The organism is Microbacterium sp. AZCO (genome assembly GCF_039614715.1).
In the GTDB taxonomy this organism is placed as follows: Bacteria; Actinomycetota; Actinomycetes; order Actinomycetales; family Microbacteriaceae; genus Microbacterium.
Map to the genome: position 1 here is coordinate 1,699,888 of NZ_CP154857.1, position 25,873 is coordinate 1,725,760.

Sequence of the window (25,873 nt, forward strand, 5' to 3'; positions counted from 1 at the left end):
GGGTCAGTGCGATTCACGCGACACCTTCGACCCGGACGCCCCGACAAGGAAGTCGAGGTCGGCACCCTGGTCGGCCTGCAGCACGTGATCGACATACAGGCGCTCCCACCCGCGGCGCGGCGCAGCGTACCCGTCGAGGGTCGCCCGGTTCGGGGTGCGGGCCGCGAGCTCGTCCGCGGGCACATCGAGGTCGAGACGGCCGCCGCGCACGTCGAGCTCGATCAAGTCCCCCGTCTGCACCAGTGCCAGCGGACCACCCGCAGCAGCCTCCGGGGTCACGTGCAGCACGACCGTGCCGTACGCGGTACCCGACATACGGCCGTCGCAGATGCGCACCATGTCACGCACACCCTGCGCGAGAAGCTTCTGCGGCAGCGGCATGTTCGACACCTCGGGCATCCCCGGGTACCCCTTCGGCCCGCAACCGCGCAGCACCATCACACTGTCGGCGTCGATGTCAAGATCGGGGTCATCGATACGGGCGTGGAAGTCCTCGATCGAATCGAACACGACTGCCTTGCCGCGGTGCTTCAACAGGTGCGGGGATGCCGCGGCGGGTTTGATGATCGCCCCGCCCGGGGCCAGCGACCCGCGGAGCACCGTGATGCCCGCGGCGGGCTGCAACGGGCTCTCGCGCGGAGTGATGACGTCGGCATCCCAGATCTGCGCGTCTTCGAGATAGTCCACGAACGGCTTCCCCGTGATCGACAGCGCCTCCGGGTCCAGCAGGTCGCGGACCTCGCGCATCACCGCGAGGAACCCGCCCGCACGGTACAGGTCGTCCATCAGGTACCGGCCGGCGGGCTGCAGGTTCACCAGCAGCGGCACCTGCGCGCCGATCCGGTCGAAGTCGTCGATGCTCAGCTCGATGCCCAGACGCCCCGCGATCGCCAGGAGATGCACGACCGCGTTGGTCGACCCGCCGATCGCGGCCAGCGCGACGATCGCGTTGTGGAAGTTCGCCTTCGTCAAGAACGTGGACGGGCGGCGATCGTCCGCGACCAGCTGCACCGCCAGCCGGCCCGTCTCGTGCGCGGCCTCGAGCAGTCGAGCATCAGGGGCGGGTGTACCGGCGAGACCCGGAACGATGGTTCCGAGGGCTTCGGCGACGAGGGCCATCGTCGAGGCGGTGCCCATCGTGTTGCAGTGACCCTTCGAGCGGATCATCGACGACTCGCTCTTCATGAACTGCTCGTCGCTCAGCGTGCCGGCGCGGACTTCTTCCGACAGTCGCCACACGTCGGTGCCGCAGCCGAGAGCTTCACCGCGGAAGTGGCCGGTGAGCATCGGGCCGCCCGGAACCACCACGGCGGGAAGATCGACGGATGCCGCGGCCATCAGCAGCGACGGGATCGTCTTGTCGCACCCGCCGAGCAGCACGACGCCGTCGATCGGATTGGCACGCAGCATCTCCTCGGTGGCCATCGCCGCCATGTTGCGCCACAGCATCGCGGTCGGCCGCACCTGCGTCTCACCCAGCGACACCACGGGGAGCTCGAGCGGGATGCCGCCGGCCTCGTAGATGCCGTTCTTCACGGCCTGTGCGACCTCATCGAGGTGCGAGTTGCACGGCGTGAGATCCGATGCGGTGTTCGCGATCGCGATCTGCGGGCGCCCCTCGAACGCAGTTGACGGCACACCCCGCCGCATCCACGCCCGATGGATGTACGCATTCCGGTCATCGCCCGCGTACCACTCAGAACTGCGCAACTCGCTCATCGACCCAAACTCCGCCCTTCGGTCCGACCGTCAATACGTCGCCCGGCCGCCGCTGATGTCATACACCGCACCGGTCGAGAACGACACCTTGTCCGATGCCAGCCACGCCACCAGCTCCGCCACCTCCCGAGCCTCACCCACCCGCTTCATCGGGATGAGGGACGTGATGTGAGCGAGCACCTCCGGTGCCGTCGAGTCGTTCATCGGGGTGGCGATCACGGCCGGGGCGATCGCATTCACGATGACACCTGTCGTCGCCAGCTCCTTACCCGCCGACTTCGTGAGTGCGATGACGGCGGCCTTCGTCGCGGAGTACACGCTGAGGTTCGGGTTGCCGTCCTTGCCCGCCATGCTCGCGAAGTTGACAACGCGTCCCCATCCGCGTTCGACCATCCCCGGCACGAACGCCTGCATCATCGCGACGGTGCCGAGCACGTTGACCTCGAACGTGCGACGCCAGGCGTCGGGCTCCGTGTCGAGCAACGGCATGTTGGGACCGACGATTCCGGCCGAATTGATGACGATGTCGATGTCGCCCACGCGCTCGGCAAGCGCGGCCACGGCCGCGGCATCCGTGATGTCGACGACCTCATCGCCGCCTTCTGCGCGGTCGACGGTGACCACCTCGACCCCATCTGCACGAAGTCGTTCAGCCGTTGCCGCCCCGAGGCCGCTGGCCCCGCCGGTCACGATCGCTCGTCGCATGATGTTGCTCCTTCTGATGTCGGTGGCGCCTCGGCGGATCACTCCGGGGAGGATGCCACAGGCAGGCGCAGCGTCGACGCGGCGCCCGCATGCTCCACGGTATGGCGGTTGGTATGAAGCGTCTCGGCGGCGAGCGGATTCTCGCCCGTGCCCGGGTTTCGGCTGTACTGCGGGAAAGAGCCTCCCGCGACGATCAGACGTATGCGGTGCCCCGCGGCGAACCGGTGCGCGGTGTCGTTGAGCACGAGTTCGACCGACGTGCCGACCGCCCCCACGCGGAGGAAGGTCTCGCAGACCGCGGTCGAGCGCCCCTTCGCATCGACATCGCTCACGCGCACGAACAGGTCGGCATCTCCACGTTCGCTGCGGTGGCCCAGCGTGAGCACGGGCGCGCCGAACACGGTGAGGTCATCATCGAGCGGATCGGTATCGTAGACGAGAAGGTCCGAGCGCTCCGCGTACGCCGAGTCGTCGAGATACCCGCCCTTTGCGATGATGTTGCCGCCGATCGTCGGAGTGGGATCCCGCGGGTCATAGATGAAGCTCGCGGATGCGGCATCCGTCGCCGGCACCGCTGAGTCGAGGCGACCACCCGGATGCAGATGCAAGCCGACGGGGCGTGTGCTGGCCGGGGGCCATTCCGCGAGCTCGAGCCACGTCCTACGGTCGCTCATCTGCGCCCGCACGGCAGACGTGCGCGCGAGTGGTGCACCGGCGAGATGGGTATCGAGCCACTGCACGCTTTCGCGCACGATCGTGGTGCCGCCGCGCAGGAGGATATCGGCGTGCACCCACGCACCCGCCGTCAGCGCGACATCGACACCGCGCTCGCGAAGACGCCGATACTGCTCGAGTGTCTGCGGCAGGAAGATGTCCTGCCAACCGGCGACGAGAAGCGTCGGGGTGGTCGAGTTCTCGAGGGCGCGTTCGAACTGCATCGGAGCCCAGTACGGGTCGGTCAGATCATGCCGGGACATCCGGTCGTTCATCCACGCGCGCCTGCCCGTGAAGAACGCCTTCGCTGCGGTGAGCGAGGGAACGGCATCGATGACCGCCTTCGCGCCCTCATCGAATGCGCGCTGCACCTTCATGCTGCGCAATGGGTTCCGGCTCTCAGGCGGCCCGCCGACGCCACCGCTCCAGCCGATGAGGTCGGTGCGGAACGAGCCGGTCCCCCACGTGTGCCGGCTGAAGTCGTGCGGTCCCATGACCACGACAGAGGCAGCGATGTCGGCGGGAGGGTCTGCGAGGAGCGCCCACTGCGTGAAGCCGAGGTACGAGCCGCCGACGGTGGCGAGGCGACCCGGATACCACGACTGGTCGCGAAGCCACGCGACGATGTCGTGACTGTCGTTCGCATCGGTGCGCATCGGGTCGAGTTCGCCCCCGGAGTCGGCAGTTCCGCGCGTCGAGGCGAAGACGACTGTGTAGCCCTGGCCGGCGAGCGCCCAGGCGAGACCGAGGGTGTAGATGAAGCCGCGCCCGTACGGCCCCACCGCCAGTAGTACGCCCTTCGATGGCACGGTCGGCTCGTAGACATCGGCGCCGAGGGTCACTCCGTCCCGCATCGGAATGCGTAGGGGCCGCACGCGCCATGCGGTGGGCTTGGGCAGCCGCGCCCGGCGTGCGTGCCACCGGGTCCACAGCGGCAGGACCGGCTTCCCAGCGTCGGTCATGCGGGGGATGCCTCGCCTCCGGCGCTGATCCAGTCGGCCATGACCCGCACCGAGTGTAGGAAGGGCGCTCCTCCGCCCCGGCCGAGGTGCCCGTGGTATACGCCGGGCTCGATGATCTCGGTGACGTGTACGGCTGCCGCACGGAGCTGCCCGGCGAAGGCTTCCGCCGATGCACGCATGCCGTCGTACTCACTGTTGAGGATCAGGGTGCGCGGGAAGCCGGAGAGATCGTCGGACACGCCGGGCATCGCGTACGGCACGGCCTCTGCGGCCGGCATCCCCAGGTAGTTCTCGACGACCGTCTCCACGAGGTCGATCGACGGCTGCAGCATCGGTGAGAGACGGGCCACCTTGGGTGCAAGCTCAGCGCTGGGCTGGGGCAGCACCGGATGCAGAATCGGATACAGCAGGAGCGCCGACGCCGCCCGGAGCTCGCCGCGGTCTCGCAGCGCGAGCGCGGCACCGGCGGCGAGGTTTCCACCTGCGCTGGCTCCGCCGAGGCTGATCCGGGTGCGATCCGCGCCGAGCACGTCGGCGTTCTCGACCGCCCAGTCGAATGCGGCGACGACATCGTCGTGCAATGCCGGGAAGTGGATGCCGAGGGCCAGCCGGTAGTCGACCGAGACGACGACCGCATCGGCGCGCTTGCTGATCTCTCGGGCAACGGCGTCAGCCTCGTGCATGTCGAGGTCGCCGGAGAAGAACGACCCGCCGTGGCACCACACCAGCAGCGGGCGACCGGTCGCCTGCACGGACGGGCGGTAGACGCGGATGCCGAACTCACCGCCTTCGACGGGGATCGTATGGTCGCTCGTGGATGCCTCAGGTGCGATGTACTCGGCTTCGCCTTCTCGCGGTGCGAGCAGGCTCATGATGAGCTCGGCATCCCCTCCCTCGAGGGGGTTGGTCGACTCCCATGCGGCCGCGCCGGCCTGGACTCGTTCGAAGTAGATGTCTGCCATGACGTCCTTTCCTTGACCATCCTACCCGAAACACACCCAACTGTGTGGTTTTCACAGATGTCATTCACTCCAGATGAAGCCTCAAGCGACCTGCGTGCAGGTCTCACGCACCATGAGCGCGGAAGTGCGTCAGGTAGAGACGCAGCATGGTCTGGTTCGGCAGTCCGTGGAAGCGCGCGGAGATGAGGTGGTCGCCCCACCGCCGATAGTGGACGGTGATCTCCACACCCGCTCGCCGAGCCTCGTCTTCGAACTGGCGCACACCGCCGGCCGGAACCAGGTGATCCCCCGAACATGCGGTCAGCAGCGTCGGTGGCGCATCCGCCGTCAGATACGAGTTCACCCTGACCGCTTCGAGCCGCTCCGGATACTGGTCGGCGGGGCCGCCGATGTACGTGGCAACCATGCCGCGCGTCACCTTGCCCCACACTGCGTCTCGATTCTCGTACACCCACCGCGGGTCGACAGCCGGCACTTCGCCCGCGACGGCGCGGACGCGGGGAACCCGGCGACCATCCGCGGATGTCAGGCGCCCCGCAGCTGCCGCGTATGTCGCGCCCAGCGCGAGGTTCGCCCCGGCCGAGCCACCCCAGGCGACGATTCGGTCGGGATCGCCGCCCCACGCCACTGCCCGATCCGCCGCCCATGCCAGAGCCGTCGCGATCTGCGGCATCGCTATGTCCCAGGTGGGCTGCTCGGCGGTGGCGAGCGTGTACTCGGGTGAGACGACGATGTACCCCTGGTCGGCGAACCAGCGAAGGTCCGCTGAGGCCTCATCCGTTGAGCCCTGGATCCATCCGCCCCCGTGCACGAACACCATGATGGGCGAGCCCGCGGGCGAAGGCGCCGTCGGGAGATAGACGTCCACCCGAAGGGGACGTCCGTCAGGCGCCTCCGCATAGCTCTCCGTCAGATCAGGGCGAGCCGTCGGGCTGGGCGTGATCGAGAACACGGCTGGGCGCACGTGCGCCCCCGCGCGACGCGCGGAGCGCACCTGATCGGACAGGATCATCGCGGCCATCACCGTGGCTGCGGCGCCGGTCATCGTGAGGGCGCTGCCGACCCTCTTGCTGCCCAGCCTCGTCGCGACAGCCGCGAGCCCGGTGCCGACAGTACTCACCAGCAAACCCGGACCGATGTAGGTCGGCCACCCCATCGACCCGAGGGTGCCGAGACGCGGAATGCGCGGAAGGACGGATCCGACCCCGAGGACTGCTGCGAGCGCGACGATCGGGGCCGAGATCACCAGCAATGCCGCGCGAACCAGCGGGATCCACGGGCGAAGAAGACGTGCTTTCATGTCCCTCCTCAAAAACCACTCACTTGGGCGCTTTTCATGCTAGCCTGCCTCGATGACGCATCTTGGCGTCAGCACGGAATCACGAGGAAGTGAGCCTCTCATGTCGACTGAACTCGACGCCCCAGAAACGACTTCTGAGAAGAAGAAGCGTCGCGGCATGGTTCCGATGGGCGAGCGTCTCGCCTACATCATCGGTTCCGGTTCGCACTTCACCGCACACTTCTTCATCTCGGCGTTCCTCGCCACGTACCTGCTGATGATCGGCATCCCGCCGGCGATCTCTGCAGCCGTGGTGCTCGTGCTGCGCGTGTGGGATGCGGCGAACGATCTCCTCTTCGGCTACCTCGTCGACCGCGTGCGCCTCAACGGAGGCAAGAATCCGGTGCTCCGCTGGCTGTTCCGCGGGCGCTACCTGCCCTGGTACCGCATCGCGGCGTTCATCCTGCCGATCGCGATGATCACGACCTTCACAGTCAACACCGATGCGCCGATCTGGCTCCGCATCGTCCAGTACGCGATCGGCTACATGCTGTACGACTTCGCCTACACGCTGTCGTCCACGCCCTATGGCGCGATGCTGAACACCCTCACCAGCGACAACAACGAGCGCACCACGCTCCAGTCGTACAGCGCGCTGGGGCAGATCGTCAGCAATCTGCCCGTCCTCATCCTCGGGACCCTGCTGATCGCGGGCAGCTGGGGCTACGCCGGCTCCGCCATCCTGTTCGCCTTCTGGGGTGTGCTCCTCGCGATTCCCGCGATGTTCGCCCTGAAGGAACGCAACATCGCCATCACAGAACCCGAGCCCGACGAGGCCGAAGCCGAGGCGGAGCACGGCTTCCGTCAGATGCTGCGGTTTCTGCGCTCGACGCCCGAACTCCTCTTCCTCGTTCTCGCCATCCTGGTGCTGGGACTGACTGCAACGGGCGGCGCGTACTCGCTGTTCATCGGGTTCTACATCTTCGACAACGCCGCGCTCGCATCGCTCATCGGTCTCATCGCGATCGTGCCGACCCTGCTGCTGATTCCGCTGCTCCCGCCGCTGTTCAAGCGCGTCGACAAAGTCGTCGCGATTCGCGTCGCGGGGATCGTCGGCGTCGCCGCAGGCATCGGGCTGTACAGCATGGGCGTCGAAGGTGCTCCCGCGAATCTCGGTCTGTTCATCGCACTCGAGGCCGTGAAGGGAACCTGCCTCATCCTCATCCTGCTCGCGACGCAGATGCTGCTCCCTGACATCGCTGAAACCGGGCGTTTCCGCACGGGAACCGATCACACCGCGATGGTGTGGGCGTCGTACGGCTTCGCGAACAAGTTCGGTACGAGCGTTGTCTCCTCTCTTTCACTGCTGATCCTCGCCGCGTACGGCTTCGTCAGCGTCGAGGCGGGCAGCTTCGAAGAGCTGGCCGAGATGAAGGCCGACGGCGTCGCCCTCCAGACCGACGCGGCGATCCAGGGCCTGTGGGACGTCAGCCACCTTTACCCCACGATCGGCCTGGCCATCACCTGCATCTTCTTCTTCTTCGTGAAGATCCGCCGTCGCGACATCGCCACGATGGCCGCCGCGAACTCGGGCGAGATCACGATCGAGGACGCGCAGGCACGCCTCGGCTGAGAAGCCGCGTCTGAGAGCAAGTCCGGCTGCCGTGGGGTTGGTCCACGGCGACGGATGCTCGCGATCGGCCGCGATCTCTTTCTTGCACGGTCTCCACTCGACGAGGGCGCGTTCCACGGCCAGGTTCATCGAGCGACAGTTATCCACAAGACGCGCTGGCGGTCCGGCGACAATGACGCGAGTGTCGCCGGTCGGAGCTACCCTGACGCCGAGGTGACCCATGGGAAGCATCGAGGCGTACGAGATCGCGTCCGGCAGGCGCTACCGGGCGCGCTGGCGCGATGACAAGCAGAAGCAGGTCGAGAAGAAGGGCTTCCGCACCAAGAAGGCGGCCGAGCTCTACCTTGCAAACACCGAGGTTTCTCGATCGACCGGTTCGTACATCGATCCGGGCGAGGCGCGCGTCACTGTGGGTCCTCTGGGCGTCGAGTGGCTGCGCAACAAGGAGCATGCGCTCAAGCCCTCGTCGTTCAGCTCGCTGAACACCGCCTGGCGGGTCTACGTCCTTCCCCGCTGGGGTGACGTCCGCATCGGCGATATCCGAGCCTCCCACGTCGAAGAGTGGATTCGTGAGCTGTCCGAGGGCACCGCGAAGACGAACCGGACGAAGAGCGAGAAGGCTGGCGCGAGCCCACGGTCGGCGAGCGTCGTCTACCGCGCGCTGGGCGTGCTCGCGGGGATTCTTGACACGGCGGTGCGCGACGGACGCATCTCCCGCAATGTTGCCCGCGGCGCTCAGAACCTCCCTCCGAAGCAGTCGCAGAAGCCACGTCGCTACCTGACGCATGCAGAGGTGGTCCGACTCGCGGAGGCAACCAACAACGACACGCACAAGACGCTGATCCTCGTGCTGTCGTACTGCGGTCTGCGTTGGAGCGAGGCGATCGGGATGCACGTGAGCGACATCATCTTCCCGAGGCATCGGATCCAGGTGCAACGGGCCGCCGTGGAGGTCGAGGGCAAGATCGTGCTCGGCACGCCGAAGAATTGGGAGCGGCGCCTTGTGCCCTTCCCCGCGTTTCTCGAGGACCCACTCAAGAAGCTATGTCGCGGAAAGCGCGCCGACGATCTCGTCTTCACCGACCTGCAGGGCAAGCACCTTCGCCGAGCGAAGACGCAGAATGGCGTGAACTCCTGGTTCACTCTGGCGCTCGACCTCGCTGACATCGAGCGGCTGACGCCGCACGACCTTCGTCACACGGCCGCGAGCCTCGCGATCTCGTCCGGCGCGAACGTCAAGGCCGTGCAGCGAATGCTGGGGCACAAGTCGGCCGCGATGACCCTCGACACGTACGCCGATCTGTTCGACGACGACCTCGCCGACGTGGCGGAGCGGATGAATCAAGGTGGACTCAACGCAAACGTCGCGCGGCTCTGGGAGACCTGACGGGCGTTTCGTCTCGCTGCGCTCGCTCAACGACCGACGGCGCCCGAACCTGCAACTAGCGACTCTTGGACACGCTTTTCGACCTATATACGCCAGACGTATGTGGGCGATTTGTGGGCGATTTGAGAACCGGTGAATAGCTCATAACTGAAAAGAGGTCCAACTCCCGCGGAATTCCGCGGGAGTTGGCCCTCATTCGTGACAACGGCTGAGTGGAGATGGGGGGAATCGAACCCCCGTCCATCGCTGAGTAACGGCGGATTCTCCGGGCGCAGTCTGTAGAGGCGTTCTACTCGGCCCCGACCTTTGTCACAGACACCTAAGTCGACGGGCCCAGCCTGAAAAGAGTCCCGCGTGACGCTCAGGCGTCGTCACGCAGCAAGATCCCTAGATGACGCCAATACCCGTGACGGGATCAGTCACGGATTGACGGCGTCGGGCTCGCTGCTCAGGCAGCGAGGGCGAACGCGGACTGCTTCTGTTCGGCAGTTATTGGTTTGCAGGGAGCGTTCACGAGATAACCCTGCATCCTCGGCCCGCTTCACGCAGATTCGCAGGCGATGTCGAAACCGATCATCCCCGTGCCCTCGTGTCGAGGTGGTGCTTCGTCAGAAGCGGCCGCTGTCACGCTGTGGAGTTGTCATGTTCGGGATGCTGCGCACCCGAGCACTCCAGAATACAACGGAACGCCGACACGACGCATTCCCGCACGACTCTTCCTCCTGTCAATCCCCCTGCTCCACCGCCGTCCGCGGTGGTGTGCTGAGCCACTCCCCTGAAGAGAGGTTCGACATGTCACAGGACAGCGCACTGCGCCACGCGAAGCGTCCCCGCTCAGCCATCGCCGGCCCGTACGGGCATCCGTTCCACCCGATCCTCGTCACGATCCCGATCGGCGCATGGGTCTCGAGCCTCGTGTTCGACATCATCGGGCTCGTCTCCGACGACGCGGAGCCGTATGTGGTCGCGAGCCGGATCCTCATCATCATCGGTCTCGTGGGAGCCGTGCTCGCCGCCGTGTGGGGATTCATCGACTACCTCGGCATCGCGCGCAACACTCCCGCACGACGGACCGCGACCATACACATGTCGCTCAATCTCGGCGTCGTCGTGATCTTCCTGATCGACCTCATCGTTCGCCTCGCCTCCGACGAGCAGGATGAAGTGAGCGTCGCCGGATTCATCCTCAGCATCGTCGGCCTGGCCGCCCTCGGGGTGTCCGGCTGGCTCGGCGGCAAGCTCGCGTACCACTACGGTGTGCGGGTCGCCGACGAGCGGACGCAGGTCGACGGCTTCCGCTGAGGGGGCGGATGCCGGTCGCTCGGTGGCCTCGCGTAGAGTCGCGGTCATGAGCGATGTCGTCATCACGGTCCGCGGCGAGCACGAGGCGCGAGTCGCCCCCGAAGAGGGAGTGGTGCGGCTCTCGGTGCGGGCAGAGGGTCCCGAGCGCGGCGGCGTCGTCGAGCGGATCTCCGCCCTGGCCGAGCCCCTGCGCACCGATCTCGGGACCCGCAAGCAGCAGGGCGGCGTGCGCGAGTGGTCCAGCCAGCGCGTCGCCGTGTGGGCGAACCGCCCCTGGAGCTCGGACGGCAAGCAGCTCGCCCTCGTGCACTACGCGTCGGTGGAGTTCTCGGCCGTCTTCACGGACTTCGCCGGGCTGTCCTGGTGGATCACCGAGATCGCCGAGCGGGACGGCGTGCAGGTCGACGGCATCGACTGGCAGCTGACCCGAACCACGGCGAAGCAGGCCGAGGCTGACGTCGCGGCGGAGGCCGTGCGGGTGGCGGTCGACCGTGCGACGGCCTACGCCCGCGCGATCGGACTCGGTTCGGTGACGCCGCTCGAGATCGCCGACGTCGGCCTGCTTTCGCGGGACGACCCCTCGCCGGCGCCCATGGCGCGGATGATGAAGGCTTCGTTCGCGGCGGATGCGGGTGGAGCCCCCGGTGTCGAGCTCCAGCCGGAGGACATCATCGTCTCCGCGGCCGTCGAGGCGCGCTTCTCCGCGCGGTGATCGTCGGCGCGTCTGATCAGTCGCCCAGGCGGTTGCGGCTGCGCATGGCACGCTCGGCTTCGCGCTTGTCTTCGCGCTCGCGGATCGTCTGGCGCTTCTCGAACTCGCGCTTGCCCTTCGCCACCGCGATCTCCACCTTGGCGCGCCCGTCGGAGAAGTAGAGCTTCAGAGGGATGAGCGTGTAGCCGCCCGCCGAGATGGCGTGCGAGAGCTTCACGATCTCCTCCTTGTGCAGCAGCAGCTTGCGGGTGCGCTTGGCGGAGTGGTTCGTCCAGTGACCCTGCGAGTACTCCGGGATGTTGACGGCGTCGAGGTACGCCTCTCCCCCATCGATGTACGCATAGCCGTCGGAGAGGTTCGCGCGTCCCTGACGGAGCGACTTCACCTCCGTGCCCGTCAGGACGAGCCCCGCCTCGTACGTCTTCTCGATGGCGTACTCGTGGCGCGCGCGACGGTTGGTCGCGACGACCTTCTCACCGCGTTCCCTGGGCATGACGATTCCTTCGATTCCTGAGCTGGCTGGACGGCCCGCCAGTCTATCTCAGGCCCGGAGCCACCGGCGGATCGCGAAGCCGGCCGACACCGCCGCGAGCGCGATGCCGATCACGATGAGGATCGGCACGACCGTCCACGCCTCGGGCAGCCCGATCCACGTCGTCACGAAATCCACACGGGTGCGCAGGTACTGGTTGACGCCGAACTGCACACCGAGGAGCACGGCACCGCTGGCCAGGATCGACCCCAGCAGCGCCGCGAGAACGCCCTCGAGGATGAACGGCGTCTGGATGAACCCGTTGGATGCGCCGACCAGCCGCATGATGCCGAGCTCGCGTCGGCGTGCGTAGGCGGAGAGCCGGATCGTCGTCGCGATCAGCAGCACGGCGGCGATCAGCATGAGCGCGGCGATTCCCACGGCGATGTAGGTCGCCACCGTGAGCGCCGAGAACAGGGGCTCGAGGTACTGGAGCTGATCCTTGACCTCTTCGACACCCTGCATGCCGCGGAACGCCTCGATGATGACATCGGACTGCGTCTGGTCGACGAGGTTCACCCGGAAGGTCTGGTTGACCTGCTCGGGCGTCACGACGCTCGCGGCCTCCGCGCCGACGAGGTCGAGGAGCTCCTGATACGCCTGATCGTGGTCGACGAACTGATACGTCCGGATGAGCGGCGCCAGGGCATCGCCCTCGAGCTTCGACTTCACCTCGTCGATCTGCTCCTGGGTCGCCGCGCCTCCCGTGCACTCGGCGGTCTGCGACACCGACGTGCACATGTAGATCGCCACCTGTGCGCGGTCGACCCAGAAGTCGCGCATCGTGCCGATCTGCATCTGCATGAGGATCGCGGCGCCGACGAACGTGAGCGACACGAACGTCACGAGCACGACAGAGATGACCATGGATGCGTTGCGGCGGAGGCCCGTCATCGCCTCGCCGAGCACGAGTCCGAGCCTCACGAGGTCGGCCCCACTTCGTCGTGGGGATCACCGGCACCGTGCCCGAGGCCGAGCCGGTCGGCAAGGCCGAGCTCCGCGACATCCAGCTCGAGCTCTTCCGCGATCGGAATGGGCGCGGTCCGCGGTCGGGACGGCTCCTCGACGACAGGATCGCCGCTGGATGCCTCGGCGAGGGCCTCGGCCGACTCCGCGATCGCGGCTTCGGCGGCCTCGGCGACATCGGGCGCGGCATCCGGCTCGATCGCTCGCTCCGCGGATGCGGCGGCCGCTGCGACCGCGGCATCCACCGCCTCCGAATCCACGGTGCCCGTTTCGACGATCTCGCGATGCAGCTCGAGCACCGCCGTGAGGGCGGCCACGGCCGCGGCGCCCTTCTCCGGCTCCGGCGCGAGGCTCGGCAGGCTCGACGTGTCGCCGTACCCGCCGTGGCGCTCGTCACGCACCATCTCGCCGTTGGCGAGCTCGATGACACGGCGCTGCATCTGGTCGACGAAGCCCGCCTCGTGGGTGGCCATGACGACGGTCGTGCCGCCCGCGTTGATTCGCGCGAGCAGCTGCATGATGTCGACGGACGTCGCGGGGTCGAGGTTTCCCGTCGGCTCGTCGGCGAGCAGCACCTGCGGGCGGTTCACGAGCGCACGCGCGATCGCGACGCGCTGCTGCTCCCCGCCCGAGAGCTCGTGCGGGAACCGCTTCTCCTTGCCCTTGAGCCCGACGAGCGCGAGCACCTCGGGCACGGCCTGCTGCACGAAGGCGTTCGACGACCCGATCACCTGCAGCGTGAAGGCGACGTTCTGGAAGACGGTCTTGGTCGGCAGCAGCCGGAAGTCCTGGAACACGGCGCCGATGTGGCGTCGGAAGTACGGCACCTTGCGGCTCGGCAGCGTCTTGAGGTCGCGGCCCAGCACGACGACGCGACCGTCCGACGGCGTCTCCTCGCGGAGGATGAGCCGAAGGCAGGACGACTTGCCCGATCCGGAAGGTCCGACGAGGAAGAGGAACTCTCCTCGCGTCACCTCGAAATCGACATTGTGCAGGGCGGGTTTCGCGGTGCCGCGAAAGCGCTTCGTGACGTTTTCGAACCGGATCATGGCTCAACGAGCCTAAGCGCGTCGCGTGTCAGGCGTCCCAGCGACACCCGGAGAGACCGTCCCGGAGGGATCAGTCGTCCTCGTCCTTGCGCTTGCGCCACCGGATGCCGGCCGAGATGAACCCGTCGAGGTCGCCGTCGAAGACGACCGCCGGGTTGCCGACCTCGTAGCCGGTCCGGAGGTCCTTCACGAGCTGCTGGCCGTACAGGAAGTAGGAGCGCATCTGGTCGCCCCAGCTCGCCGTGATGACGCCGGCGAGCTCCTTCTTCTTGGCCGCCTCCTCCTCGCGCTGCAGCAGCATGAGGCGCGTCTGGAGCACGCGCATGGCGGCGGCGCGGTTCTGGATCTGCGACTTCTCGTTCTGCATGGAGACGACGATGCCGGTCGGGAGGTGCGTGAGGCGCACGGCGGAGTCGGTCGTGTTGACCGACTGACCGCCGGGTCCGGAGGAGCGGAAGACGTCCACCCGGATGTCGCCCTCGGGGATGTCGACCTCCTTGGCCTCCTCCATGACGGGGATGACCTCGACCGCGGCGAACGACGTCTGGCGCTTGTCGGCCGACCCGAATGGGCTGATGCGCGCGAGGCGATGGGTGCCGGCCTCGACCGAAAGCGTGCCGTAGGCGTAGGGGGCGTCGATCTCGAACGTGGCCGACTTGATGCCGGCACCCTCCGCGTAGGAGGTGTCCATGACCTTCACCGGGTACTTGTGACGCTCGGCCCAGCGCAGGTACATGCGCAGGAGCATCTCGGCGAAGTCGGTCGCGTCGTCGCCGCCGGCGCCCGACCGGATCGTCACGACGGCGGAGCGCTCGTCGTACTCCCCGTCGAGGAGCGTCTGCACCTCGAGCTCGCCGATGACGTCCTCGAGTTCGGCGATCTCGTGCCGCGCCTCCTCGGCGGAGTCCTCGTCGTCCATCTCATTGGCGAGTTCGACGAGGACGTCGAGATCATCGAGGCGCTGCTCGACGTCGGTGATGCGCTTGAGCTCGGCCTGACGGTGGCTGAGGGCGCTCGTGACCTTCTGCGCCTTCTCGACGTCGTCCCACAGATCGGGGGCGCCCGCCTCCTCGCTGAGTCGCGCGATCGCGGCGTTCAGGCCCTCGACGTCCACCACCGCCTTGATGTCGGCGAACGTGGAGCGCAGGGCCTGGATATCGGCGGACGGATCGAAGTCGAGCATGACAGTCCAGACTAACGTGGAAGCGATGTCCGACAGCACCGAGCCCGCCGACGCGAGGGCTGTGCTGTGGCGGTTCGGCCCGATGATCTACGGCCCGACGGTGCTCTTCGCCCTCGGCGAGGGCGCGGTCATTCCGCTCATCCCCGTCATCGCCGCCCAGCTGGGCGCCGACGTCCCTGGTGCAGCCCTCGTCGCGTCGGCGCTCGTCGTGGGTCAGCTCTGCGGCAACATCCCCGCCGGCTGGGCGGTGGCCCGCATCGGCGAGCGGCTCACGATGGCCATCGCAGGCGGCATCGCGCTGGTCGGGGTCGTCGCGCTCGCACTGGCCCCCGTGCTCGGCGTGTTCGCGGCATCCGTCTTCCTCATCGGCTTCTGCGCCGCCGCCTTCGGCCTTGCGCGCCACTCGTTCATGACGACACGCGTGCCGCTCTCGTTCCGCGCACGCGCCCTGTCGCTCCTGGGCGGCACGTTCCGCCTCGGCATGTTCATCGGCCCTTTCATAGCGGCGGGTCTCCTCGCGATCTTCGGCGATGAGCGCTCCACCATCTGGTTCTTCGGGGCATGCCTCGTGGCCTGCGTCCTGCTCGTGCTGCTCGGCCCCGATCCCGAGAAGCAGCTCGCCGCCCCGGAGGAGCGGGTTCCCGCGGAGGACACCGGCGAGCCGGTGTCGGGCGCGATCCCGACGATGGAGCGGGTCGGCGTCTTCCGCACCATGTGGCGCTACCGCCGCGTGCTCGCGCGTCTCGGCGTCGCTGCGGCGACGCTCTCGGCGGTCCGGTCGGCGCGACAGGTCGTCCTGCCGCTGTGGGGCGTCTCGATCGGCCTCGACGCGCAGACGATCGCACTCGTGGTCGGCATCTCGGGGGCGATCGACTTCGCGCTCTTCTACGCGAGCGGCCAGGTCATGGATCGCTTCGGACGACTGTGGGCCGCGCTTCCGGCCATGGTGCTCATGGGCGCCGGCTTCTTCGCGCTCGCCTTCACGCACGACCTCGACTCGGCCGCGATGTGGTTCGCGATGTTCGGCGCGGTGCTCGGCGTCGGGAACGGACTGTCGAGCGGCATCCTGCTCACCCTCGGCGCCGATGTCGCCCCGAAAGCCGACCCCGCGCCCTTCCTCGGGTCGTGGCGGACGCTGACCGACGCGGGCGGCGCCGTCGCGCCTCTCCTCGTGTCGGGCATCGCGGCGATCTCGACCCTCGCCGTCGCGACGGGGCTCATGGGGCTCATCGGCTTCGGCGGCGCGGCGCTGTTCGCGATGTTCGTGCCGCGCTTCGTGCCGCACCCGCGCATCCGCGACGTCGAGATGTGACGTCCAGGGACGTTGTCCCGTGATTCGCGGCGAGCGCTTGGGGTGATCGTGGTCGAGCGCGCGGAAGAGAGAGTCGGCGTGAATCAGCCACCGATGAAGCCTTCGGCGGCGAGCGGGTAGCCCGCCTCATCGCAGGCCTGCGCAAGGCCTGGCCCACTGTTCCACTCGGGAGATCCGAGGGCTGTTCTTCCCATCGCACCCTGTCGGATGACAGGAGCGGCATCCTTCATCGCCGCGATCGCGTCGCTCACCGCGCCGTCCCCGGTGGTGGGCACCCGATCGAGCACGCGCGTGCCCAGCCGCATCCACCCGTCGTACTCCTGCTGGCTCATCCGCCCCTCGTGCAGACCCACCATGGCGTTGTGCAGGATCGTGAGCACGTCCCCCATTGCCTCGCATGACTCGGCGTCTGTGACTGCCGCCTCGCCATCGGTGGAATCCACGGCTGCGTCGGCGTGCGTGGCCGCGACCGTCTTCGACGTCGATCCGCCCGCGGCGGTGCAGCCCCCGCATCCCGCGGCGATCACGACGAGCCCGACGGCGAGCATCAGGCGAGTGAGCGCGGTGGGTGGGAAAGCCTTCGGCATGAGATGAAGGATAGGGCGCGGCTGAGAGAGGGCTCGCTCGGCAGGGTCAACCTGTGGAGGAGCGCGATGCGACACGCAACCAAGCCGGACTCCGCCTGCGGCGGAGAAGCTCGACCCGGATCACGGAGGGTTCGCGCGCTTTGATCACATCGCCCCTAGAGGACCGGACGGCCGATGCCCACGCCGGACAAGTCGCGTTCGAGGCGGAGCACGTCACGCGTGCGCTCGTTCCTGAGGTGCAGCACGAGCGCGTCGTGGGTCATCGCGGGACGCGGCCGCCGCAGCGCCGCGAGCCGCTCCCGCAGCACGCGCCCGAGCTCGACGACGCGGGTCTGGGGGACGACGACGCCCTCGGTGCCGGGCTGGACGAGGAAGGTGTTCATGATGGATCCCGTTCCGTCCGGCCGGTGCGACCGGATCGGATCCATGGTCCGTCTGCGGCACCGGGCGCGACATCGGGGGTCCTCCCCATATTCGCCGGCGCGGAGGTAGGTGTCAGCGCAACGCGGTCCTGCTTGTCGCCGTCGCCTGCAGCGCGAGACCGTCGGGGACGAACAGCGTGAGGACCGGTGGATGCCACGTCCCCGCGACCGTGACCCGCGCCGAGACCCCGTCGGGCGTATCTGCCGACACGAGCGTCGTCCCGCCGATCTGGCCCGTCAGCGCCGCCGCCTGATCGTGCACCCCGGCATCGGTGAGCTCGGCTCGCGGCTGGTCATCGACGACCGCCAGGGTGAAGCCGTCTGCGCCGGCGAGGGCCGCCGCATCGGCGATGCCGTCGAGGCGCTTCTGCGCAAGGTAGAGGCTTGTCGCGTCGACGCACACGAGGATCGCGACGATCGCCAGCACGGCGTAGCCGAGCGTGAGGATCAGGACGCTGCCCTCGTCGTCCGCGGCCGCGGCGGAGAACCCACGCCGGAGCGCCCTCACTCGACACCCCAGAACCGCGACACCTTCTGCGCCGACGTCGCCTCGACCGGAATGCTCGCCAGGCCGTCGAGTCCGAAGACGGGCGGCACGAGCGGGAGCGGGATGCGGGTGCGCAGCGTCACGACGAGAGTGGCGCCCGGCTCGGGGCACACCGCCCCGGTCGGGTGGCAGCGGAGGTCCAGGTCGACGGTTGCGGCATCCATCCCGTACTCGTCGACGACCGACGCGAGCACGTCGTGGATGCGGTCGCGAGCGTCGGACTCATCAGTCGCCGTGGATATCGCGCGAGCGATGTGGCGCGCTCCGGCATCTGCGCCGAGCGCCTGGCCCTGAATGAGACCGAGCGTCACGACGAGGTAGACGAGCGGCACGAGCAGGAGCATCCCGACGAGGATGAATTCCAGCGCCGCGGAGCCGCGCTCGCCGTCCTCGGCGTCCGCGGCGTCCGCGTCAGTCGAGGGACTCGAGCGGCGCATGGGCGCTCACCTCCAGCAGGCGCGGCGCGCCGAGCAGCCCGACGAGCGGGAACGGGGCGCGCACCGTGACCTCGACAGCGGGGTGTCCGAGCGCCGAGGTCTCGTGCACGTCGACGTCGGACGCGTAGGCCGCGCCCACCGTGCGCGCGACGATCTCGGTCGTGCGCGCAGCGCCCTCCTGCAGCGACGTGTCGGCCAGCGCCGCGTAGAAGGCTCCCTCGACTGCGGCGTCGTGGATGACGTTGCGGACGTAGATCGTGAGGCCGAGCTGCAGCACGCCGAGCGTGAGGACCGTCAGTAGGGTGCCGACGAGCACGAACTCGACCGGACTCGCGCCGCTCTCGTCGTCGAGGACGGCGCGCAGCCGCTCTCGCAGGCGGACGGCGCGGAGCATCGCGTCAGAAGCCCGACACGCGCTCGATCGCCTGCTGGAAGAGGTCGGCGAGCGCGGGGCCGGCGAGGGCCCAGATGACGACGACGAGCACAGTAGTAACACACATACAGGAAACGGGCAGTTTCGCCGCAGATTTTCGCGGGTTTCGACCGCCGCGGTGCCTGGTCCCCGACATCGCCAGAACGCCCGCTGACGCGCCGGAATCGCACAGCCGGACGAGAGCGCCGACCGCCCATCGCGAGGGCTCCCCTCCAGGCGCACAGCGCCCGGCGTGCCCGACTCCTGAACACGGCGACGGCGCCCGTCTCCCCGATGGAGGAGGAGAGCGGACGCCGTGCATGCGCCGCCGCCGAGCCGCGCTCCGATCAGGCTACCGTGCGCCCTCCGCGGGCGGGATGATCCGCAGGGCGGCGTGCTTGGGCACGTTCACGATGAACTGGCCGGTCTCCGGCAGGAACGGGTTCCAGACCTGAGCAAGGAGCCACGACGGCTCTGCGGTGATCTGGTAGACGTGCGCGGGCCGACCGGGGAATCTGCCGGTGTAGTAGCGAGCCGCGGACTCGTACTTCGTCCACGAGAGGCCCCGCCGATAGCGATGCACCGCGCCTCGATAGAGAACCAGCGGCTCCGTCGGCCTCATCTCCTCGTGTCGCAGGGCGTTGACGAGGTAGCCGACGCTCTCGAACATCGCGATCCACTCCCGCCGGGGCAGGAGCCGGAGCGGCCAGAGGCCCGAGTGCACCCACGACATGGACAGCACCATCGCCTTCGCGTCGAGGCTCACGCTCTCGTCGGCGAACAGGTCGCGCAGAGCGGCGGGCGGTGTCGGGTGCGCGCGCTCTCGCGCCTGGAGGGCCAGCAACTCGCGGATGCTGGGTCGCTCCATGATGCCGTCGCCAGTCACCGGTCACTGCTCCCGGCACCCAGGCGAGCCGCGACCTCGGCTCTGTTCTCGATGAACGACCACGGCTCTTTCGAGGGCTCCGGGCGACGGCTCGCGGGGATCGCACCCCAGGCGACGACCTCCAGCGACTCGGCGGGGAGGGCCAGCGAGGTCAGCGCACGCTTGCACCCGATCCCGATGAGGAACGCCCTCGCCAGAGCCGTGCGTCCGAACGACCCGACCGACACTGCCTCAGCATCGCATCGCCAGCAGAGCACCGCCTCGCCCGCAGGCACGCCATGCTGAGGCTGAGCCGGTCCGCTCCTTCGGACCCATGCCTCATCGCGACGGCTGGAGAGCGCTTCGACCTCGCTCACCCCGCAGAACGCACAGCCCGATCCCTCGGGATGCACGACGACGACGGGCCTGTCCACCCTGTGGCGGAGCACCGCCGCCAGCCCCTCGCGGGCCAGTTGCCGAACCTCATGCGAGGCGTCGGCCCAGCGCGTCGTGGTGCAGGTGTCGAACGCGACATCGTGCCTCGCGAACGGGACGTAGCGCGTGCGCCACTGCGCCATCCCGCCGGGCGCCGACAGATGCTCGACCGCGAGGAGGAGCGCGGCATCCGTGCCGATCCACGACGATGAGGCGCCGATCAGATCGAGGGCGTCCAGGGCGTTCTCGACCTTCTGCACGGCGTAGCGCGCCGAGCCGATCCGGCCCTCTACGCGAGGGTGCTCGGCGAGGAGGGCACGGGCATGATCGCGGATCGCTCGACACGTCAGGCACCGGGCGAAGAAGGTGATCATCTGTACCTCGGCGGCGCCCAACGGCGCGGGCACTCCCGGCGGGAAGACGCGCCCGAGCGAGACGACGCGCTCGACCTCCTCGGCAGGCGCGTCCTGCACCGCCACGCCGCAGACCCCGCACGGATAGGCGCCCGGCGGCACGCTCACGATCCGCGGCACCGCAGGCGCGGACCGCTGGGGCAGGGCTGTCGTCGTGCTCATCGTGCTCCCCCTCGGGCTCGGGCTTGTGCTCGGCGGGCCTCTCGCCGTTGGATCGCCAGGACCTCGCGACCCAGCGCGCGCTCTTCGTCGGCGCTCAGCCCGACCGCCCACGCGGGCCGGGCATCGTCGCGGGCACGGGACGACACGGGCGCCGCGTTCGTGCGTCCTGCGGGCGCCTGTGGCCGCGCCGGGGCGACCTCGCCGGACAGCGACGACAGCGGCGCCGAGCCACGTCGCGGCGGCGTCGGCACGGGCTTGGGCTTCGAGCGGTTCACGATCCTTGGGACGGTCGGACGAGCCGCGGGCGGCATCGGCGGGCTCGACGCGAGAGGAGCCGCGACGGGTGCCGCCGGGTGCATGCCGACCGGCATCGCGCCCCGGTTCTGGGCCTTCCACGCGGCGACCTCTGCCGCGTTGCGAGCGCTCTGCTCGGCGCGCAGACGAGCGGCGATCTGATGCGGCTGGCGATCCCAGGGCACATAGGGGGTCTCGCCCATCGCGCTCACCGCCCGCCCTCGTAGCGACGGTCCTCCTGGAGGAAGCGAGGACGCGGCACGCGCTCCGGCGTCTTCGAGTTCGCCCGCCGCATCCTCGCGGAGACCCGTTCGCGCTCGGCCCGACGATGCAGTTCGTCCCAGCCGTAGTCCTCCACCGGCTCGGGGATGCGAGCCACGAGCGCCCGGCTCAGCCGCTCGCCGCAGATGCCGACAGCCGCACGGAAGCACGGCTGTCCGACCTCGGCGCCGTGGTCGTCACAGGCCGTCGATGCGAGGGCGCCGGGCACGAGGCGGGAGCGGCGGAGTCGACCGATCACGACGGCGGGGTCTTCCGGGGGCTGGTCCCGCGCATCACGGTCTCGGGGATCGCGAGGCGGTCGGTCATCCTCGCGAGGAGCACCGGCGGCGGGCAACTCGGGCGCTCGGCGTCGCGGGTCGAACGTGCCGTCGGCGATCTTCTGGAACAGCCACTCGGTGGCTTCGACCTTCTCGACCGGCTGGATGTGCACGGCGTCGCGCAGGTGGTGCGAATCGACGGTGCGGCGGGAGGAGTGCGTGGACATGGGCGGCGGACCTTTCCGATCGTGCGATCGGCTTGGGGTCCGGCCCTACCTCTGGGCTCAACGAGCCGCCAGCGACATCCTGGCGCCAGGATAGCCCGCCCGGCCTCGATCGCGCCCGCGGCACTGCCAGGCGTAATACGTCTGCACCAGACCGCGAGCCGCAGGCGTAATACGTCTGCACCAGACCGCGAGCCGCCTCGAACGTGGCGCGCCACGGAACGGCGTACAACGCCAAACGCGAGAGCGCCGCCGACGGCCCCCGCACGAGCCGGAATGGGCCGCGAGAGCCACCCTGCGCCACGCTGACGCGAGAGAAACCACGAGAGGCCCGACGACACACAAACCCCAGGTCAGAGGCCCATACGGGCGCCCAGCATCGTCCCGGTGAAGCGAGCGAGCACGTAGTACCATGAGCAACACATACACATACCCATACCCTGTAGGGGTACCTCGGGGTCCCAACCCACTCACCGAAGGAGAGCGCCCGGATGGACACGATGCGCGCAACCTCACTCACCGGCACCGCCCGGCCGATCGACCCGATGAAGGAGAACCCCGTCGTCGCGCTCTTCGCCGAACTGCGCCGCGAACCGCTCGACAGCGAACTGCCCAACGGCGGTCGCGTCCGTGCCGCCGGGCGTGCGCGCACCGCGGCGCTGATCGCCTCCGGCTTGTACGGCTGATCCCCGCGACAGACCCGCCAGCGACCGCGGCCCCGAGTCCCTCCCCACACCAGCGCCCTGCCCCACGCCCCAGCCCACACGCACCCTCTACTACGTAGAGGGGGTGCGTGGGGCAGGGCGCGGGGCGGGGCACTGGCGAGGGGCGGGCTCAGGGCCTCGGGCGCGACTTGCGGATGGTCTGAGCCGACTCCACAAGGCGCTTGGCAGGGTGGCCCGGGATGTCGTTCACGAGGGCCAGCGCGTCCCGCTGGGATGCCTGCTCAGACACCAGGAGCGAGCCGTCCTTGGCCTTCTGCTCGTCCAGCCACACCACCGCCTCATCGACGGTCATCGGCTTGGCCGGCACTTCGGGGGTCGAGCGCGTCGAAGGCACGTCCGAGGAGCCGCGCCCGCTCCTGCCCGCCGCCTTCAAGTCGGCCTTCCGCTGATCGATGTACTCCTCGATGGTGACCGGCGGCACAGGCCGGTCCATCTCGATCCGGTCGGCATCGCTCTGGAGCGCACGACGGTGCTCCTCCAGCGCGAGCGGCACCGCCGCCGCCTCGGACAGCCCGCCGTGACTCACCTTCGACGCGATGAAGTCGTTGATCGCGGTGTCCGGATCATCGATCCAGTGCGCCCGACGGCTCCCGTCCACGAGCACGCCGAGCACTGCCCACACATACTCCAGCGGCGACAGACCGCGCCCGAACAGGTGGTTCCGCAGGTGCAGAACCTCCCTGCCCAGCCAAGGGACGAACCCGTCGAGGTCTGCCTCGCAGATCGGGCAGGTGAGAAGCCACTCGCGGATATCCGGCTGGGTGCAGTGCGAACACGGCGAGGCGCCATCGAGCACCGCCATGCCGTTCTCTTCGATGAGGAGCCACGTACTCGCCAGCGCGCGCCGGTCCTCGGTTCGGTGCTCGAACGGGCACGGCATCTCCACGACGAACGGCAGTGCGTCTGGCCACTTCCTGCCCTCGGCCGTCGCCCTTGCGAGCGTGGCCTTGGTCACCCCCGCCGCCTTCAGCGCCTCGATCCAGACCAGCGTCATCTCACTGGGCACCATCGGCCTGCCCAGCCTCCGCCGGTAGTGCCCGAGACGGGCCACGTCCTCGCCGACCAGCCGTTCGATGGTCTCGTACCCGGGCTTCTCGCTATCGGCACTTCGCATCATGCCTCCTCCTTGTCGGCCTCGCCGGTCTCGTCGCCGAACAACTCCAGCGTCCACAGCCGCGCGCGCCCGCCGCCCTCGCTCAGGAGGACGCCCTGATCGGTGAGCCGTTCGAGGGCGGCGACCACTTCGGCGCGGGTCAGCCGCGTGATGTACGCGCGACCGTCCGACGCCTCGGCATCGCGCAGAGCCGCCGCGGCCTGAGACCGCTCGATCTGCCGCTCGACCTCTTCGGTGCTGAGCGTGATCGCGCGATTCACGACCTCGCGGAACGCCGCGAGCACCAGGTTCTCGGTCTCCCACTCAGGCGTTCCCTGCGGCGTCGGGGCGGCGGCGGTCATCGCGACTCTCCGACCACGACCGCGCGCGCCGGACGTTGCTTCGGGCGCTTCGACGGCAGGGGCGGCACGGGGCGACCGCGGAGGACTTCCGCGATCCTGTCGCACTGCTCATCCGAGAGGGGCGGCGCGGTCGCGAGCACTTCGGCCACGCGCTCCTCGATGAGGGTTGCGGCGAGGTCGCGGCGAGCGGCCACGAGGTCAGGGTCATCCTCCGGACGACGGCGGGATACGTAGGCGCCGATCGCTCCCCGCAGGGAGGCGGCGCGCTCTGAGATTGGCAAGGTAGAGCCCTTCGAGCACCGACCCGGATTCGCATGCCGCGGGTCTAGCAGGAAGGGCATTTGTGGCGCGCTCTACGCCTTCATTCTGAGCGTGGCCCCTGGAGCGCGGGACGCCGGTGAGGAGTGCGCCTGCACCGCCCGTCCGAGTACCAGCCTACCGAGCGACCAGGCCCTCTGGGAGGAGTTCTGCGGGCTCTTCGGAGGAGCCCACGAGGGCGGCGTCGCGCCACTCGATCCGCACCGAGCGGGGATCGAACGGGCGGCGTCCGGGAGGGGTCTTGTCGATCATGACGACCAGCCCGAGTTCATCGATCACGCGGCGCTGATCCAGCACCGAGAGGCCCCGCCACTTCGTCGGGACTGACCGGGCCAGGGCGAGGTCCGTTGTCGGCGACTTCGCCCGAAGGGCGTTGCGGCGCTTGGTGAGGGTGTCGATCCGCGCGTTGATTCGGTCGAGTTCGACGCGGGCCTCCCGCATGGGCATCAGCCGCTCCCCCACGAGCGTCGCGATGTTGCCGCGACCCCGCCGAAGATCCTTCAACTCGTCGTCCAGCGGCGCCAGGTCCGGCGCTTCGCGGAGGGCGGCGAGGATGCGCGGATCGGCCAGCCGGGCGAGGACGACGGCCTCGACCACGGCGTCCACGTCATCGAGCCCGCGGCTCGTGCACCAGCCGTCTTTGCACTGGTAGGACATCCGGGTCCGACGCTCGCCGTCGGGTGTGCGCCGGTACTCCGGGCGCGCCAGCATCCGACCCCCGCAGACACCGCAGAGCACGAGACCCGAGAGCAGGTGCTTGGTCGCGTTCGACCATGAGCCCTCGCGCCCCCGGTCGTCGCGCATCGCGAGGTAGGACGCCCAGGTCTCGGCGTCGATGATGGGCTCCCAGGACGGCGCCGCATCGGTCACTTCGCCGAGGTAGGTCACGACGCCCGCGTAGTGCTCATTGCGGAGGAGGGACCGCACGCGGGTCATCGACCACTGCGTCTCCGCGCCCGAGCGCGAGCCGGTCCCGAGGGTGGGCACACCGCGCGCGTTCCAGTCGTTCGCGATGGCGTAGTAGGACTCCCCGCCGAGGTATCGGGCGTAGCCCTCGCGGATAATGGCGGCTTCCTCCGGCACGACCTCGATCGCGCGCTCCTTGCCGACGCCGACCCGGCGGTAGCCGTAGGGGCGCCGCGAGAAGTGCCAGTGCCCTTCGCGGGCTCGCTGTCGGTTCTTCGACGCCTGCCGCTCGGCCTTCTGCTCGCCCTCGTACTGGCTCCACGCCGCGACGGTGCGGGCGACGGCACGACCGGCGGGTGTTGAGAGGTCCACGGTGCCCGCCGTGACCATGTAGACGTTGACGCCTAGGTCGATGACCCGCTCCAGGTCTTTGCCCGTGCGCAATAGCCGGTCCTGGTGCCACGCGACGATCGCCTCGGGCTCATCCTCCAGCAGGCGCTCGAACTCGGGCCGGGTCTTGCCGCTGGTCGCCGAGATGTCGTTGTCGCGATAGACCTCGGTGACCGGCAGACCGAGACGGGCGGCGAGTTCGCGGCACTCATCCTCCTGGCGCTCTACGCCCTTCTCCTCCCCCGTGCGGTCCTGCGAGATGCGGAGGTAGATCACACAGGACTCAGGGCCTAGATCACCGAAGGGCGAGCGGCGGCGGGAACGG

At 68.8% G+C, this 25,873-nt stretch carries 28 protein-coding genes and 1 other RNA gene; 6 read left to right on the forward strand and 23 right to left on the reverse strand.

What is annotated here, in order from left to right; all coding sequences use genetic code 11:
* Positions 1-3: 3 nt before the first annotated feature.
* From AAIB33_RS07925 to AAIB33_RS07945, 5 genes are all read right to left on the reverse strand, one after another.
* Positions 4-1,719, reverse strand: a complete 1,716-nt coding sequence (locus AAIB33_RS07925; protein ID WP_345802998.1) for an IlvD/Edd family dehydratase — start codon at positions 1,717-1,719, stop codon at positions 4-6.
* Positions 1,720-1,749: 30 nt separating this feature from the next.
* Positions 1,750-2,424, reverse strand: coding sequence for an SDR family NAD(P)-dependent oxidoreductase (locus AAIB33_RS07930; protein WP_345802999.1), 675 nt, complete (start codon positions 2,422-2,424; stop codon positions 1,750-1,752).
* 38 nt (positions 2,425-2,462) lie between these two features.
* Complete coding sequence (locus AAIB33_RS07935; protein ID WP_345803000.1) at positions 2,463-4,100, reverse strand: CocE/NonD family hydrolase; 1,638 nt, start codon at positions 4,098-4,100, stop codon at positions 2,463-2,465.
* The gene (locus AAIB33_RS07940; protein WP_345803001.1) at positions 4,097-5,062 is read right to left on the reverse strand and encodes an alpha/beta hydrolase; all 966 of its coding nucleotides are present in this window, start codon (positions 5,060-5,062) and stop codon (positions 4,097-4,099) included. The genes AAIB33_RS07935 and AAIB33_RS07940 overlap by 4 nt, the downstream gene beginning before the upstream one ends.
* A 103-nt stretch (positions 5,063-5,165) precedes the next feature.
* Positions 5,166-6,362, reverse strand: a complete 1,197-nt coding sequence (locus AAIB33_RS07945; RefSeq protein ID WP_345803002.1) for an alpha/beta hydrolase — start codon at positions 6,360-6,362, stop codon at positions 5,166-5,168.
* A 157-nt stretch (positions 6,363-6,519) separates the two neighbouring features.
* On the opposite strand from AAIB33_RS07945, the gene AAIB33_RS07950 reads away from it, so the two are divergent.
* Both AAIB33_RS07950 and AAIB33_RS07955 read left to right on the forward strand, forming a co-directional pair.
* Positions 6,520-7,974, forward strand: coding sequence for an MFS transporter (locus AAIB33_RS07950; RefSeq protein ID WP_345803003.1), 1,455 nt, complete (start codon positions 6,520-6,522; stop codon positions 7,972-7,974).
* 220 nt (positions 7,975-8,194) lie between these two features.
* Entirely contained in the window at positions 8,195-9,361 is a 1,167-nt protein-coding gene (locus AAIB33_RS07955) for a tyrosine-type recombinase/integrase (protein ID WP_345803004.1), read from the forward strand.
* A gap of 210 nt (positions 9,362-9,571) precedes the next feature.
* Here the strand turns inward: AAIB33_RS07955 and ssrA are convergent.
* Positions 9,572-9,942: a transfer-messenger RNA gene (ssrA, locus tag AAIB33_RS07960) on the reverse strand.
* Positions 9,943-10,153: 211 nt separating this feature from the next.
* On the opposite strand from ssrA, the gene AAIB33_RS07965 reads away from it, so the two are divergent.
* Positions 10,154-10,663 carry a DUF2231 domain-containing protein gene (locus AAIB33_RS07965; RefSeq protein WP_345803005.1) on the forward strand — a complete coding sequence of 170 codons (510 nt, stop codon included), beginning with the start codon at positions 10,154-10,156 and terminating at the stop codon, positions 10,661-10,663.
* A gap of 46 nt (positions 10,664-10,709) precedes the next feature.
* On the forward strand, positions 10,710-11,375 hold the full coding sequence (locus AAIB33_RS07970; protein WP_345803006.1) for an SIMPL domain-containing protein: 666 nt from the start codon (positions 10,710-10,712) through the stop codon (positions 11,373-11,375).
* A gap of 16 nt (positions 11,376-11,391) precedes the next feature.
* On the opposite strand, the gene smpB is transcribed toward AAIB33_RS07970, so the two are convergent.
* The 4 genes from smpB to prfB all read right to left on the reverse strand — a co-directional run bounded on the left by smpB (position 11,392) and on the right by prfB (position 15,105).
* The gene (gene smpB / locus AAIB33_RS07975; RefSeq protein WP_345803007.1) at positions 11,392-11,868 is read right to left on the reverse strand and encodes an SsrA-binding protein SmpB; all 477 of its coding nucleotides are present in this window, start codon (positions 11,866-11,868) and stop codon (positions 11,392-11,394) included.
* A gap of 48 nt (positions 11,869-11,916) precedes the next feature.
* Entirely contained in the window at positions 11,917-12,831 is a 915-nt protein-coding gene (gene ftsX, locus AAIB33_RS07980; RefSeq protein WP_345803008.1) for a permease-like cell division protein FtsX, read from the reverse strand.
* Positions 12,828-13,922, reverse strand: a complete 1,095-nt coding sequence (ftsE, locus tag AAIB33_RS07985) for a cell division ATP-binding protein FtsE (protein ID WP_345803009.1) — start codon at positions 13,920-13,922, stop codon at positions 12,828-12,830. The genes ftsX and ftsE overlap by 4 nt, the downstream gene beginning before the upstream one ends.
* A gap of 70 nt (positions 13,923-13,992) precedes the next feature.
* On the reverse strand, positions 13,993-15,105 hold the full coding sequence (prfB, locus tag AAIB33_RS07990; RefSeq protein WP_345803010.1) for a peptide chain release factor 2: 1,113 nt from the start codon (positions 15,103-15,105) through the stop codon (positions 13,993-13,995).
* 25 nt (positions 15,106-15,130) lie between these two features.
* On the opposite strand from prfB, the gene AAIB33_RS07995 reads away from it, so the two are divergent.
* Entirely contained in the window at positions 15,131-16,417 is a 1,287-nt protein-coding gene (locus AAIB33_RS07995; RefSeq protein ID WP_345803011.1) for an MFS transporter, read from the forward strand.
* Between the two features lie 83 nt (positions 16,418-16,500).
* Here AAIB33_RS07995 and AAIB33_RS08000 read toward each other — a convergent pair whose 3' ends face one another.
* The 9 genes from AAIB33_RS08000 to AAIB33_RS08040 form a co-directional block, all read right to left on the reverse strand.
* On the reverse strand, positions 16,501-17,004 hold the full coding sequence (locus AAIB33_RS08000; RefSeq protein WP_345803012.1) for a hypothetical protein: 504 nt from the start codon (positions 17,002-17,004) through the stop codon (positions 16,501-16,503).
* Between the two features lie 155 nt (positions 17,005-17,159).
* Complete coding sequence (locus AAIB33_RS08005) at positions 17,160-17,387, reverse strand: hypothetical protein (protein ID WP_345803013.1); 228 nt, start codon at positions 17,385-17,387, stop codon at positions 17,160-17,162.
* A 112-nt stretch (positions 17,388-17,499) separates the two neighbouring features.
* Positions 17,500-17,934 carry a pilus assembly protein TadG-related protein gene (locus AAIB33_RS08010; protein WP_345803014.1) on the reverse strand — a complete coding sequence of 145 codons (435 nt, stop codon included), beginning with the start codon at positions 17,932-17,934 and terminating at the stop codon, positions 17,500-17,502.
* Entirely contained in the window at positions 17,931-18,410 is a 480-nt protein-coding gene (locus AAIB33_RS08015; RefSeq protein ID WP_345803015.1) for a TadE family protein, read from the reverse strand. The genes AAIB33_RS08010 and AAIB33_RS08015 overlap by 4 nt, the downstream gene beginning before the upstream one ends.
* A complete protein-coding gene (locus tag AAIB33_RS08020; RefSeq protein WP_345803016.1) occupies positions 18,385-18,804 on the reverse strand; it encodes a TadE/TadG family type IV pilus assembly protein in 420 nt (139 codons plus the stop codon). Before AAIB33_RS08020 ends, AAIB33_RS08015 begins: the two co-directional genes overlap by 26 nt.
* A 370-nt stretch (positions 18,805-19,174) precedes the next feature.
* Positions 19,175-19,708: a hypothetical protein gene (locus AAIB33_RS08025; RefSeq protein WP_345803017.1), complete on the reverse strand. Its 534-nt coding sequence runs from the start codon at positions 19,706-19,708 to the stop codon at positions 19,175-19,177.
* Positions 19,705-20,697 (reverse strand): hypothetical protein, encoded by a 993-nt coding sequence (locus AAIB33_RS08030; RefSeq protein ID WP_345803018.1) that lies wholly within the window; start codon positions 20,695-20,697, stop codon positions 19,705-19,707. The genes AAIB33_RS08025 and AAIB33_RS08030 overlap by 4 nt, the downstream gene beginning before the upstream one ends.
* Entirely contained in the window at positions 20,694-21,203 is a 510-nt protein-coding gene (locus AAIB33_RS08035; protein WP_345803019.1) for a hypothetical protein, read from the reverse strand. Before AAIB33_RS08035 ends, AAIB33_RS08030 begins: the two co-directional genes overlap by 4 nt.
* Positions 21,200-21,757 (reverse strand): hypothetical protein, encoded by a 558-nt coding sequence (locus AAIB33_RS08040; protein WP_345803020.1) that lies wholly within the window; start codon positions 21,755-21,757, stop codon positions 21,200-21,202. The genes AAIB33_RS08035 and AAIB33_RS08040 overlap by 4 nt, the downstream gene beginning before the upstream one ends.
* Positions 21,758-22,245: 488 nt before the next feature.
* On the opposite strand from AAIB33_RS08040, the gene AAIB33_RS08045 reads away from it, so the two are divergent.
* Positions 22,246-22,440, forward strand: coding sequence for a hypothetical protein (locus AAIB33_RS08045; protein WP_345803021.1), 195 nt, complete (start codon positions 22,246-22,248; stop codon positions 22,438-22,440).
* A 148-nt stretch (positions 22,441-22,588) separates the two neighbouring features.
* Here AAIB33_RS08045 and AAIB33_RS08050 read toward each other — a convergent pair whose 3' ends face one another.
* From AAIB33_RS08050 to AAIB33_RS08065, 4 genes are all read right to left on the reverse strand, one after another.
* The gene (locus AAIB33_RS08050) at positions 22,589-23,596 is read right to left on the reverse strand and encodes a hypothetical protein (protein ID WP_345803022.1); all 1,008 of its coding nucleotides are present in this window, start codon (positions 23,594-23,596) and stop codon (positions 22,589-22,591) included.
* Positions 23,593-23,934 (reverse strand): hypothetical protein, encoded by a 342-nt coding sequence (locus tag AAIB33_RS08055; RefSeq protein WP_345803023.1) that lies wholly within the window; start codon positions 23,932-23,934, stop codon positions 23,593-23,595. The genes AAIB33_RS08050 and AAIB33_RS08055 overlap by 4 nt, the downstream gene beginning before the upstream one ends.
* On the reverse strand, positions 23,931-24,128 hold the full coding sequence (locus tag AAIB33_RS08060; protein WP_345803024.1) for a hypothetical protein: 198 nt from the start codon (positions 24,126-24,128) through the stop codon (positions 23,931-23,933). The genes AAIB33_RS08055 and AAIB33_RS08060 overlap by 4 nt, the downstream gene beginning before the upstream one ends.
* A 241-nt stretch (positions 24,129-24,369) precedes the next feature.
* On the reverse strand, positions 24,370-25,824 hold the full coding sequence (locus AAIB33_RS08065; protein ID WP_345803025.1) for a recombinase family protein: 1,455 nt from the start codon (positions 25,822-25,824) through the stop codon (positions 24,370-24,372).
* Positions 25,825-25,873: the final 49 nt, after the last annotated feature.

Excerpts from the sequence above, each read along its gene's own strand:
- AAIB33_RS07925 (WP_345802998.1), bottom strand. The coding sequence starts at position 1,719 with ATGAGCGAGTTGCGCAGTTCTGAGTGGTACGCGGGCGATGACCGGAAT.
- AAIB33_RS07930 (WP_345802999.1), bottom strand. The coding sequence starts at position 2,424 with ATGCGACGAGCGATCGTGACCGGCGGGGCCAGCGGCCTCGGGGCGGCA.
- AAIB33_RS07935 (WP_345803000.1), bottom strand. The coding sequence starts at position 4,100 with ATGACCGACGCTGGGAAGCCGGTCCTGCCGCTGTGGACCCGGTGGCAC.
- AAIB33_RS07940 (WP_345803001.1), bottom strand. The coding sequence starts at position 5,062 with ATGGCAGACATCTACTTCGAACGAGTCCAGGCCGGCGCGGCCGCATGG.
- AAIB33_RS07945 (WP_345803002.1), bottom strand. The coding sequence starts at position 6,362 with ATGAAAGCACGTCTTCTTCGCCCGTGGATCCCGCTGGTTCGCGCGGCA.
- AAIB33_RS07950 (WP_345803003.1), top strand. The coding sequence starts at position 6,520 with ATGGTTCCGATGGGCGAGCGTCTCGCCTACATCATCGGTTCCGGTTCG.
- AAIB33_RS07955 (WP_345803004.1), top strand. The coding sequence starts at position 8,195 with ATGGGAAGCATCGAGGCGTACGAGATCGCGTCCGGCAGGCGCTACCGG.
- AAIB33_RS07965 (WP_345803005.1), top strand. The coding sequence starts at position 10,154 with ATGTCACAGGACAGCGCACTGCGCCACGCGAAGCGTCCCCGCTCAGCC.
- AAIB33_RS07970 (WP_345803006.1), top strand. The coding sequence starts at position 10,710 with ATGAGCGATGTCGTCATCACGGTCCGCGGCGAGCACGAGGCGCGAGTC.
- smpB (WP_345803007.1), bottom strand. The coding sequence starts at position 11,868 with ATGCCCAGGGAACGCGGTGAGAAGGTCGTCGCGACCAACCGTCGCGCG.
- ftsE (WP_345803009.1), bottom strand. The coding sequence starts at position 13,922 with ATGATCCGGTTCGAAAACGTCACGAAGCGCTTTCGCGGCACCGCGAAA.
- prfB (WP_345803010.1), bottom strand. The coding sequence starts at position 15,105 with ATGCTCGACTTCGATCCGTCCGCCGATATCCAGGCCCTGCGCTCCACG.
- AAIB33_RS07995 (WP_345803011.1), top strand. The coding sequence starts at position 15,131 with ATGTCCGACAGCACCGAGCCCGCCGACGCGAGGGCTGTGCTGTGGCGG.
- AAIB33_RS08000 (WP_345803012.1), bottom strand. The coding sequence starts at position 17,004 with ATGCCGAAGGCTTTCCCACCCACCGCGCTCACTCGCCTGATGCTCGCC.
- AAIB33_RS08005 (WP_345803013.1), bottom strand. The coding sequence starts at position 17,387 with ATGAACACCTTCCTCGTCCAGCCCGGCACCGAGGGCGTCGTCGTCCCC.
- AAIB33_RS08015 (WP_345803015.1), bottom strand. The coding sequence starts at position 18,410 with ATGCGCCGCTCGAGTCCCTCGACTGACGCGGACGCCGCGGACGCCGAG.
- AAIB33_RS08020 (WP_345803016.1), bottom strand. The coding sequence starts at position 18,804 with ATGCTCCGCGCCGTCCGCCTGCGAGAGCGGCTGCGCGCCGTCCTCGAC.
- AAIB33_RS08030 (WP_345803018.1), bottom strand. The coding sequence starts at position 20,697 with ATGAGCACGACGACAGCCCTGCCCCAGCGGTCCGCGCCTGCGGTGCCG.
- AAIB33_RS08040 (WP_345803020.1), bottom strand. The coding sequence starts at position 21,757 with ATGTCCACGCACTCCTCCCGCCGCACCGTCGATTCGCACCACCTGCGC.
- AAIB33_RS08045 (WP_345803021.1), top strand. The coding sequence starts at position 22,246 with ATGGACACGATGCGCGCAACCTCACTCACCGGCACCGCCCGGCCGATC.
- AAIB33_RS08050 (WP_345803022.1), bottom strand. The coding sequence starts at position 23,596 with ATGATGCGAAGTGCCGATAGCGAGAAGCCCGGGTACGAGACCATCGAA.
- AAIB33_RS08055 (WP_345803023.1), bottom strand. The coding sequence starts at position 23,934 with ATGACCGCCGCCGCCCCGACGCCGCAGGGAACGCCTGAGTGGGAGACC.